We start from the raw sequence: 10,638 nt of genomic DNA, 5'->3' as shown, positions 1-10,638 counted from the left end.
GCCCAGAACCTTGATGTCCATCAGATGCTCCTCTCTCCACCTATGCCCGCCACGGTAGCAGCGGGTTGGTGGGAAGGCAGTTCATCCCATTAGCTCACCCTTCCCGCACCGCAGCAACCGCGAAACGTCTGACAAGATAGGCACTCGCACCATGTTCAGCCGTCGATATTCTGCGCCAGCGAACGGGCGTTTTTCGACACAATATCAGCGAAAAGCAATCGTTCGCTACTGTACGCTCAAATGGCTGATTTACATCGATTGATCGCTTGCGTTCTGCCCAGGATCATATTCTCTGTAATCATGACAAAGCTTGTGCTGCTTCACAAGGCAGACTCTATCTACGACGACGAACCTGACGTCGTGTACGACTTTCCGCGCAGCTACCTCAAAGCTGTCCAGGAGGCCGTTGGCGACTGGGTCATTTACTATGAGCCCGTGAAGGCTGGGCCGCGTGGGTATTTCGCGGTTGCGAAGATCGAGCAGGTGATCCCAAAGCCCGGAGTTGAGGGTCGTTTCCTCGCCATGATTGAGCCGGGCAGCTTCCTGCCGCTCGACACAGAAGTTCCAAGGCTGATCGACGGCAGTCCAATGGAACAGGCGCTCACGGAACCAGATGGAACCCCGAAGGAGGGTGGTGCCGTCCAGCTCGCGGTACGGCGTCTGCCGGAAGAGGACTTCGCTCGGATCGTGCGATTGGGGCTTCCTGAAGATCTCAAGAGACAAGAGGCGGCACGATACGATCCGGCCGGATCTGAGATGGCCGAGGAGGCGGCGATTTTCGAGCGTCCGGTTCTGGAACGTCTCACACGGCGTCCATACCGGGACGTCGCGTTCCGCCGGAAGGTGCGCGAGGCTTACGACTACCGCTGCGCCATGTCCGGACTGAAGCTCAGAAACGGCGGAGGGCGCCCGGAGGTGCAAGCGGCCCATATCCGCCCGGTCGAACACAACGGCAGCGATTCCGTAAGAAACGGGCTGGCACTGTCAGGTACATTGCATTGGATGTTCGATCGTGGGCTGATCTCGGTCGCCGATGACAATGAAACAATCCTCGTGTCTCGCAACAAGGTGCCGGGTGATGTCGTCGACCGGCTTTTAGGTCCGGATGGAACGATCAGGAAGCCCAAAGACAAGAGAAACTGGCCCCACCCGGCAAATCTGGCATGGCATCGAGAGAATATCTTTGGTCAAATGGCTTCCGAATGTCCCGCTCCTTGGGATTAAACACTAACCTGCCAGTATGAAAAACATAATTTCCCGCGGCATATCGAAAGCCCTTGGCCGTAGCCGACCATTGCAGCCCGAAAAACCAAAGACTGATCTCCCGGAAATTGACAAAACTCAAATGGCGCGAGGCCAATCCGAAATCCTGTCGCGCTGTCTGTCGATTGATCTGGAGGTTGATCCCAAAGAAGCCCGGATATTCGCCTTTGCCGCAGTGCCAGGAGGCAATGGAGAAGGAATTGTTCATCGGAAAGGTGACCCGAAGGCCGCGTTCGAAAAGCTGGACCTGTTTTGCGCCGGTTTCGCACATGTCATTGGGCACAATATTCTGCGCCATGACCTTCCGCATCTCATGGCGGTCTCGCCGCGCTTCGCAAATCTCGCAGAGGGACCGATTGACACGCTGTGGCTCAACCCATTGGCGTTCCCGCGCAACCCCTACCACCATCTGGTGAAACACTACCGCGATGGGCGGCTGCAAAGTGGTCACATCAATGATCCTGAGTTCGACGCGCGGCTCGTGTTCGAGGTCCTTCGCAACCAGATTGACGCCTTCGTATCGCTGAACACGTCGTCGCCAGAGACGATGATGGCCTATCACTGGCTTTGCTCCCGAGGGCCTGGTAGCGACGGCTTTGATCGGTTGTTCAGCGACATGCGCGGGGCGTCCATCCCGACGGAAGCCGAAGCGCACGGAGCCATTCAGACGCTGCTAAAAGAGGTAGCCTGCGGTGTGCAGGTGGAGGCTGTGCTCGAGCGGCTCTCGGACACTGGGTTGGGCTGGCCGATGGCCTATGCCCTTGCCTGGATTTCGGTTTCTGGTGGGGATTCTGTCATGCCGCCTTGGGTGCGGGCGCAGTTCCGTGATGCCGCACGGCTCGTCAAAGAGTTGAGGGACACGAATTGTCGTAATTCGCAATGTGGCTACTGCGCAGAGCATAAAGATCCTGCCCGTGCGCTCGAGCGGTGGTTTGGCTTCCCAAATTTCCGTCCAGAACCGGTCGACGAAGACGGACGCCCGCTTCAGGAAAAGATCGTGACGACGGCCATGGAAGGTGACAACCTTTTGGGCATCCTGCCGACGGGCACAGGCAAATCCATCTGCTATCAGATCCCCGCGCTGTCTCGGTTCGACAAAACCGGGGCCTTGACCGTCGTCATATCGCCGCTTGTCGCGCTGATGGCGGATCAGGTTCAGGGCTTGGTAAGGGCCGGAATTTCCTCGGCGGTTACGATTAACGGGCTGTTGTCATTGCCCGAGCGTCAGGATGTGCTCGACAAGGTGCGGCTTGGGGATGCCGCAATCCTTTTGATTTCGCCAGAACAACTGCGCAGCACAACAGTTCGGTCCGTTCTGGCTCAGCGCGAGGTGGGGCTGTGGGTGCTGGACGAGGCGCACTGCGTATCGAAATGGGGGCACGATTTCCGACCCGACTATCGCTATGTTTCGCGGTTCATCAAGGAGAGCTCAGGCGATGAACCCGCTCCGGTACTTTGCTTGACCGCAACGGCAAAGCCGGACGTGGTGCAAGATATCCGCAGTCATTTCAAAGAGCGGTTGGGGTCCGAGCTGGCGTTGATCGACGGTGGGGCATCGCGGTCGAACCTGAGCTTCCAGGTGCTGCCAACGCAGCGGGCAACCAAGATGACCGATATCCTCGACACAATCGAGGCCCGACTTCCGCGTGAGGGGGCGTCAGGAGCGGTCGTCTATTGTGCGACCCGAAACGCCACCGAGCGCGTGGCGGAGTTCTTGAAACAACAGGGCATCGCCGCGGAACGGTATCATGCGGGCCTTAGCGCCGATGACAAACGTGAGATCCAGGAGGACTTCCGCGTCGGCAATCTGCGCGTGATCTCGGCCACTAACGCCTTTGGGATGGGGGTCGACAAGCCGGACATTCGTCTGGTGGTTCACGGGGACGTGCCGGGGTCGCTGGAAAACTACCTGCAAGAGGCCGGGCGGGCCGGACGGGACCGCGAGCCTGCAAACTGCGTCCTTCTGTTCAATACCGAAGACGTAAATCGTCAGTTCAGCCTCAGCGCGCGGTCTCGACTCGCGCGGCACGAGATCGGCGCGATCCTGAAAGCGCTTCGTCGGCTTGACACACGAACCGGAAAGGGCGGTGAAATCGTCGCTACGCCGGGTGAGATCGTGCATGAGGAAAAAGACCGGGATTTCCAGCGAGACAGCAATACCGATGATACGCGGGTGAAGACGGCCGTCGCCTGGCTGGAAGAAGCGCACCTTCTGAACCGCGAGGAAAATCGGGTGCAGGTGTTTCCTGCGTCGCTACGGGTCAAGAGCATGAAGGAGGTTCGCGAAATCCTCGCATCTGCCGAGATCACAGAACGGCGGCGAGAGGATCTGGCAGCTATAGTGCAGCATATCATCAACGCGCCGCAGGAAGAAGGCATCACCACGGACGAGTTATGCGGGGTCAGTGGGCTGACGGTGTCGGGCGTTCGAAAGGCTCTGGTGGACCTCGAGGCGCTCGGCATCGCAAAGGACGACACGAACATCACCATTTTCGTGCATGTCCGTGTCGAGAATGCATCGTCGAAACGCTTCGATGCGGCATCCCGGCTGGAAGCCGACCTGATCGCGATTCTGAGAGAGCAGGCGCCCGACGCGGAGATCGACGAGGTTTTGCCTTGTCATCTGACCTCGGTTGCGCAAGCCCTGCGGGAACGGGGCCACGCCTCTGTGCGGCCTGACATCGTCGAGGGACTGCTCCGCGGCATGGCGCAAGACGGCCGCGACATGGATGGCGGGCGGGGCAATATTGGCCTGCGCAAAGCCTCTAAAGGCAGCCTCTTGGTGCGCCTACAAAGATCGTGGGCGGTCGTCGAGCAGTCCGCTCAGCTTCGGAGGCAGGCGGCGGAGCGGTTGGTGTCTCATTTGATCGACCAGGTTCAGGCCGGCCTGCGCGGCAAGGACGTTCCTGTTGAGACCACCCTTGGTGACCTTCTGGCGGCGATCAGTAGCGATGCGTTCTTGCGAGCGTCCGTCAATGATCCGTCGAAGCTGATGGACCGTGCGCTTCTGTGGCTGCACGAACAGCAGGTGGTGATTCTGGGTAAGGGCTTGTCCGTGTTTCGCTCGGCCATGACGTTGCACATCAATCCGGAAGGCGGCGGTTTTACCACCCAGCATTTCGCGCCGCTCGAAGACCACTACAGCGAACAAACCGTCCAGACTCACGTGATGGCGGCCTACGCGACCAAAGGCATCGACGATATCGATCAGGCCCAGCGTCTCGCGCACGATTATTTCGCACTGGATCAATCCGACTTCATGAAGGCTTGGATGCCGGGGCGGATGTCAGAGTTTAGGCGGCAGGCTACGCCCCGATCCTATGCGGAGATTGTCGATAATCTGGGCAACAAGATCCAAGAGCATATCGTGCGTGACGACCGCGAACAGACCAATGTACTGGTGCTTGCGGGTCCGGGCTCGGGCAAGACGCGTGTGTTGGTCCATCGTGTCGCCTACTTGGTCCGGATCAGGCGCGAGGATCCCAACGGCATTCTGGTTCTTGCCTATAATCGCCACGCGGCCGCCGAGATCCGGGAGCGCTTGCGGCGGTTGATCGGCGACGACGCGCGGTTCGTGACGGTTCTGACGATCCATGCCCTGGCCATGCGCCTGGTCGGGGCGAGTTTTGCCGGTCGAGCCGGGGCAGATGCGCCTGATTTCGATACGCTTCTGACCGATGCAGCGCGTCTGTTGCGCGGCGACGGGATGGACAAGGTCGAGGCCGAAGCCTTGCGAGAGACTTTGATCCAGGGGTTCCGCTGGATACTCGTCGACGAATATCAGGACGTAGGCCCTGAGGAATACGCTTTGATCGCCGCCGTGGCCGGGCGCAGCATCGACGACCCGGACCAAAGGATCAGCCTCTTCGCGGTCGGCGATGACGACCAGAACATCTATGCGTTTGCCGGTGCATCAGTGCGCCACATCAGGCAGTTCGAACAGGATTACTCCGCTAAGCCGGTCTTTTTGACCGACAATTACCGCTCTTCGAAGAACATCGTCGCGGCGGCGAACGCCGTGATCGAAGGATCGCGCGAGCGAATGAAAACGGGGCACGGCATTACCGTCGACCAATCGCGGCAGAAAGACCCGGCCGGAGGGATCATGGAAAGCCTCGACACGGTCGCGCAGGGGCGGGTTCAAATCCTTGGCTGCCCAGCCGGAAATGAAGCTCAGGCCCTTGCTGCGATCAACGAGATGGTCCGACTGTCAAAAATGATCCCGGATTGGAGTTGGAAAGGTGCGGCAATCATTTCTCGTGATTGGCGCAAGCTTCTGCCGGTCCGCGACTTTGCTGAGGCGCATGGAATTCCAGTCGAGATGGCGAACGAGAACTTGCCAAGTGTGTGGCGCACTCGTGAGATGCAGAGATTTGTCGGCAGTCTGCGCGACAGGCAGGGGGCCATGGTCGGCTTGGGCGACCTGACCGAAATTCTGAACGCGATACCCGCAAGTTGTTGGACCGACCGGATTGGCGAGGGCCTTGGCCAGCTTGCGCGAGAAGTTGATGGCAAGGCGCTTCCGACCCCTGATGTGGTCGAATGGTTTGCTGAATGGTCGAAGGATTCTTGGGGGGTGCAGCGCGGCCTTAAATTGTTGACGGCTCACCGCGCGAAGGGTCTCGAATTCGACGATGTCGTGATCATGGATGGTGGTTGGGAGCGGCCCTCGCGAAAAGAAGATCAGGACGCGCCGAGGCGATTGTTCTATGTCGCCATGACGCGCGCGCGGCGCAATTTGATCGTCATGAGCAACGACAATCACGAATACCTTCCCACCGAGTCGCCTTCCGTGGTCACGCGACACGTGGTGCCCGACTTGACGACAGTCCCCGGCCCACGCCGGTTCTTTCAATCGCCTGAAATGAAGATGGTCGACCTGTCATTTGCAGGACGCCAAGGTGATCGGCACATTGTTCATGACGCGATCGCCGAAGCACAGGTCGGCGATCCAGTCAGGCTCTCCACTGTCGGCGATCGCTGGCAGATCGAAGATGCTCGAGGGCGGTCCCTCGGGCGGATGTCAAAAGCATTCGCACCGCCAATTGGCACAAGTTTTGTCGCCGGCGAGATCGCGGCCATTATACATTGGCGTAAAGAGGATGCAGATGAGCGCTTCCACCACCTGCTGAAACGCGCGAATTGGGAAGTCGTTGTGCCTGAACTGGTCTTCGAAGAGGTCAAGGGGGTTGAGAGGGATTTGAGAAAGGATCAGAACGGCAAGTAAGGCGGTCAACGGGTCGCTCGCTTCTCTTTCGACAAGGCACCACTGAGGGCCGAAAGCGGTGGATGACTTGTCTCGAGTGAAAGGCGGAAAAGTCTGCGTTGCCGCCATTCGCATCTCGAAAATGCTGCGTGGAGTACGAACGTCTGGTTTCGGGAAACTGCAATGCGGCGCGAACTGAAATCGAATGGCCGGTTTGGGCCGTTGCCTCCGAGGACCGCGACACGCCTGGGACCAGGCACGGCGCGCTACCGCAGTTACGCCCCGATTTCAAATTGACCAACGCGGTGCGATGAACCGAGGTGGGGTCGAGCGGCGGACCAGCAAGCTCCCATCTCTCAACCGCCTGTTCGGCGGCTTATTGAGACCTCGGTCCCTGACTGGAAACCGTCGGTCTGTTCTTCTCAGCCGCCTGCGCGGCGGCAGTGTTCGACCGGAGACGAAGAAGAGATGGGAACGTCTGGTGAACTGGCAAAACTTCACAGCCATGGTTGCAAGATAGATACGTCTCGTTGGCGGTGGAAATGGCGGACCTCGATCTCCTCCAAAAAAACGAGCTGGCAGAGTGCATCCTCAATCCACCAAATCTCGCGGTAGTTAGTGCTTGAATTGATGCCCGAAGTACGTCACGACTCCGTGCACATTCTGGAATCCGCGTGCCAACCGCTCAAGAACGCACCGGAATTTTCCTTTGAAATCATAGGCTTTTGACGTTCCGGAGAGCCCCCTACCGCCGGAGCCATAAAAATCAATGACTTAGGCTTGCTTGAGTGCTGACCCTCGGGTTCCGAACACAGAATAGGCACTGCAGATTCTTACCGTCTTGGGCAAATCACTGCCGAGCCGTGCCGAGATCAAGCCACACGGTGCACGGAACACGACTGGTGAAGGCTATGCCAGGCAGTGACAATGAGATGAAGCCCACTGCGTAGAACCCCAGGACAGTGTAAACGACACGCTGCGCAGAACATCGATCTTGATCTGATTATCCTTGTCTTTCTTGAGATCGTCCGAGGCGGTCTTGAGGCACTTATTCCAGTCCAACCTTCGCGTCCATTGGTCGAAAAACGAAGCCACCTGCGGCCTTCTAGGCTTTATCGTCGCGTACATTCGACGCAGGTTCCGTGCTGAAACACTGGGCATCATGCTGCTGGCGGCTTTCGGCCTGCCGGGCTATGTCGACCTGCACGGCTTGAACGGGTTGAAGAACCTTCACTCGGCGCTTCTCGCTGATCTCCGCGCTCACCTTCATCGTGGCGGGGCTGATCGCCTGGGAACAGGCTCTGGTGATGGCGGTCTGCGCCACGCTGGGCGGAAGCCCGGGCCGCATCACAGCCGCAGGACCAAGCGCACCGATCTGCTGCGCATCTTCGTCGGCGCGGACGGTGCGGCGATGACGGCGGCGTTCTTCCTGCTTTAAGGATCGGCACTCGGACAACGGAAAGCCGGGCGCTGGCCCGGCTTTCGCAATCGTTCCACCTGCCGGATCAGGCGCGGCGGCGGCGTCCACCCCCGCGGCGACCCCGGCCGCCTTCCTCGGCGCCTAGCTCGCCGGGCGGTTTGTTGAACCGGATCCACGCGCCGCCATGCGCGTCGTTGTCGGTCAGCAGGTTGGCAGCACGGATCGCCTCCATTTCCTTGCCGGCGCGCGGCTTGGTCGATCCCAGACCGAACAGCTGCACGAAGGTCTCGTCGTCCAGATCCGGCGGCAGGACGATGCCCGCCGCTTCGACCGCGGCCTTCTTCTCGGAGATCGCCTTCTGCGTCACTGGCAGGGCAACCGGGTTCATGATCGCGCTGGTCATGCCGGCCCCCATCGCCATCGGCAGGAAGGCGTTGTTGATGCCGTGCCGGTTGGGCAGGCCGAACGAGATGTTCGAGGCGCCGCAGGTGGTGTTCACGCCCAGCTCTTCGCGCAGACGGCGCACCAGGGCAAAGACCTGCAGCCCGGCGGTCGACATGGCGCCGATCGGCATCACCAGCGGATCGACCACGATGTCATGGGCCGGGATGCCGTAATCGGCGGCATGTTCGACGATCTTCCTGGCGACGGCAAAGCGCACGTCGGGATCCTCGGAAATGCCGGTATCGTCGTTCGAGATGGCCACGACCGGGACATTGTATTTCTTGACCAGCGGCAGGATCTGTTCCAGCCGCTCCTCCTCGCCGGTGACCGAGTTCAGCAGCGGCCGGCCCTCGCAGACCTCCAGCCCCGCCTCGAGCGCGCCAGGCACCGAACTGTCGATGCAGAGCGGCACGTCGACCAGCCCCTGCACCAGCTCGATGATCTTGCGCATCAGCGGCGGCTCGGTCTCGTTGGGGTTGGGGTTCGAGTTGTAAACCACGCCCGCATTGATATCGAGAACGGTGGCGCCCGCCGCCACCTGCGCCACCGCGTCCTTCTCGACGGTCGAGAAATCGCCGGCCTCCAGTTCGGCCGCCAGCTTCTTGCGGCCCGTGGGGTTGATCCGCTCGCCGATCACGCAGAAGGGCTGGTCGAACCCGATGATGGCGGTTTTCGTTTTCGACTCGACGATGGTGCGGGTCATGCAGTCACTCCTTCTGCGCGCTCCAGCAGGTCCGGCAGCGCGGGATCATTGAAATCTTGGATGGTGGCCCGGGCGCCGGCGGCGCGCAGGGCAGCGTCATCGAGCCCCGAGCGGACCCCGATGGTGAAGGCACCCGACGCCGCCGCGGACCTGAGGCCCGAGGGGCTGTCCTCGAAAGCCACGCAATCGGACGGCGCGACACCGAGGTCGCGCATGGCGGCCAGGTAGGGGTCTGGATGCGGCTTGGCGCGGCTGCATTCCTCGCCGATCACGATGGTTTCGAAGGCGCCGCGCAAGCCGATCGCCTGCAGCATCGCCTCGGCGTTCAGGCGCATGGCGTTGGTCACGACGGCCATGCGCCAGCCCTCGGTCTCGGCCCGCCCGATCAGCGCGGCCGCGCCCGGCGTCGCCGGATAGGGGCGCGGCAGCCGGTCGCGAAACTGCGCCTCCTTCCACTCGCTCAAACCCTGTGGATCGGGCTCGTCGGGCAGGAACTCGGCAAAGACATCGACATTCAGCCGGCCGTGGATATGGGTCATGTAGAACCCCTCGGGCGCCTCCAGTCCGCGCGCGGCCCACAGCTCCTCGAACACCGTCTCGTGGATCGGGTCCGAGTGCAGCAGCGTGCCGTCGAGATCGAACAGGAGGGCCCGGGGCATTCCTAGACCGCGCTGGCCGGGCGCGCGCTCTCGCCGCCGTTCTCGATGGCCCAGTTGGCGTTGGTCTTGATCCCGCCCAGCGGAAAGAAATGCACGTTGGTCACGTTGAAATCCGGGTTGGCCGCCTTGTGCTCGGCCAGCGCGGTCAGAACCTCGGTCGGCTCATAGGGCAGCAGCAGCTTGGAGACATCCATCGCCCGCTTCTGCAGCACCTTCAGCGACGGGCCGACACCGCAGGCGATGGCGAACTTGATCAGCGTCTGCAGCTTGGCCGGCCCGGCGATCCCGATATGGATCGGCAGGTCGATCCCCGCCGCCTTGAGGCTGTCCGCCCAGGCGATGATCGGCTTGGCGTCAAAGGCGAACTGCGTCGCGATGGCCAAATCGGCATCGGTCGTCTCGCTGAATTTCTGTTTCCAGTGAAGCGCTTCGGTGACGGTCTTCATCCCGCCCGAGGGGTCGATGTCGCGGTTGCCCTCGGGGTGGCCGGCGACATGCAGCCGCTTGAAACCCGCCTTGTCGAACAGCCCGGTTTCCAGCAGTTGCATCGACGAGTGGAACTCGCCCTGCGGACGGTCGACACCACCGGCCAGCACCAGCGCCTGGTCGACGCCGGCCTCGCCCTGGTACATGGCGATCCAGTTCTCCAGCGTGGCGGCATCCTTGATGATCCGTGCCGGGAAATGCGGCATCACCGGGTATCCCGCCTCGGCCAGCCGCCGCGCGGTGGCCACCATGTCGGCGATCGGCGTGCCGTCGATATGGGCGATGTAGACGCGCGTGCCTTCGGGCAGCAGGTCGCGGAAATCCTCGACCTTCTCGGCGGTGCGCGGCATCACCTCGATCGAATAGCCCTGCAGGAAGGCCTCGACGGTCGGGTTGACCGGCCGACCCCCGGCCATGTCGCGTTTCTTGAAGTTCAGCAAAGCCATAGCGGCCTCCC

The 10,638-nt window shown here is 61.0% G+C and carries 6 protein-coding genes; 3 read left to right on the top strand and 3 right to left on the bottom strand.

Features of this window, described 5'->3' with window-relative positions; translation table 11 throughout:
• The first annotated feature begins 312 nt into the window (after positions 1-312).
• The 3 genes from BMX57_RS07210 (at position 313) to BMX57_RS07195 (ending at position 7,907) form a co-directional block, all read left to right on the top strand.
• Positions 313-1,224, top strand: a complete 912-nt coding sequence (locus BMX57_RS07210) for an HNH endonuclease (protein WP_229724195.1) — start codon at positions 313-315, stop codon at positions 1,222-1,224.
• Positions 1,225-1,345: 121 nt separating this feature from the next.
• Positions 1,346-6,490 (top strand): RecQ family ATP-dependent DNA helicase, encoded by a 5,145-nt coding sequence (locus BMX57_RS07205; protein WP_092364277.1) that lies wholly within the window; start codon positions 1,346-1,348, stop codon positions 6,488-6,490.
• A 1,018-nt stretch (positions 6,491-7,508) separates the two neighbouring features.
• Positions 7,509-7,907, top strand: a complete 399-nt coding sequence (locus BMX57_RS07195) for a hypothetical protein (RefSeq protein WP_143057911.1) — start codon at positions 7,509-7,511, stop codon at positions 7,905-7,907.
• A gap of 67 nt (positions 7,908-7,974) precedes the next feature.
• Here BMX57_RS07195 and BMX57_RS07190 read toward each other — a convergent pair whose 3' ends face one another.
• From BMX57_RS07190 to BMX57_RS07180, 3 genes are read right to left on the bottom strand one after another with little or no spacing between them, the layout of a single operon-like run.
• Positions 7,975-9,036 (bottom strand): methyltetrahydrofolate cobalamin methyltransferase, encoded by a 1,062-nt coding sequence (locus tag BMX57_RS07190; protein ID WP_092364268.1) that lies wholly within the window; start codon positions 9,034-9,036, stop codon positions 7,975-7,977.
• Positions 9,033-9,695, bottom strand: coding sequence for an HAD family hydrolase (locus BMX57_RS07185; protein ID WP_177175409.1), 663 nt, complete (start codon positions 9,693-9,695; stop codon positions 9,033-9,035). Before BMX57_RS07185 ends, BMX57_RS07190 begins: the two co-directional genes overlap by 4 nt.
• Before the next feature lie 2 nt (positions 9,696-9,697).
• A complete protein-coding gene (locus BMX57_RS07180; RefSeq protein ID WP_092364262.1) occupies positions 9,698-10,627 on the bottom strand; it encodes a methylenetetrahydrofolate reductase in 930 nt (309 codons plus the stop codon).
• Between the last annotated feature and the right edge of the window lie 11 nt (positions 10,628-10,638).

It is taken from the genome of Cribrihabitans marinus (genome assembly GCF_900109035.1).
In the GTDB taxonomy this organism is placed as follows: domain Bacteria; phylum Pseudomonadota; class Alphaproteobacteria; order Rhodobacterales; family Rhodobacteraceae; genus Cribrihabitans; species Cribrihabitans marinus.
This window is presented reverse-complemented; position numbering and strand designations above follow the sequence as displayed.

Coding starts and splice junctions, on each gene's coding strand:
- BMX57_RS07180 (WP_092364262.1), bottom strand. CDS start 10,627: ATGGCTTTGCTGAACTTCAAGAAACGCGACATGGCCGGGGGTCGGCCG.
- BMX57_RS07205 (WP_092364277.1), top strand. CDS start 1,346: ATGGCGCGAGGCCAATCCGAAATCCTGTCGCGCTGTCTGTCGATTGAT.
- BMX57_RS07185 (WP_177175409.1), bottom strand. CDS start 9,695: ATGCCCCGGGCCCTCCTGTTCGATCTCGACGGCACGCTGCTGCACTCG.
- BMX57_RS07190 (WP_092364268.1), bottom strand. CDS start 9,036: ATGACCCGCACCATCGTCGAGTCGAAAACGAAAACCGCCATCATCGGG.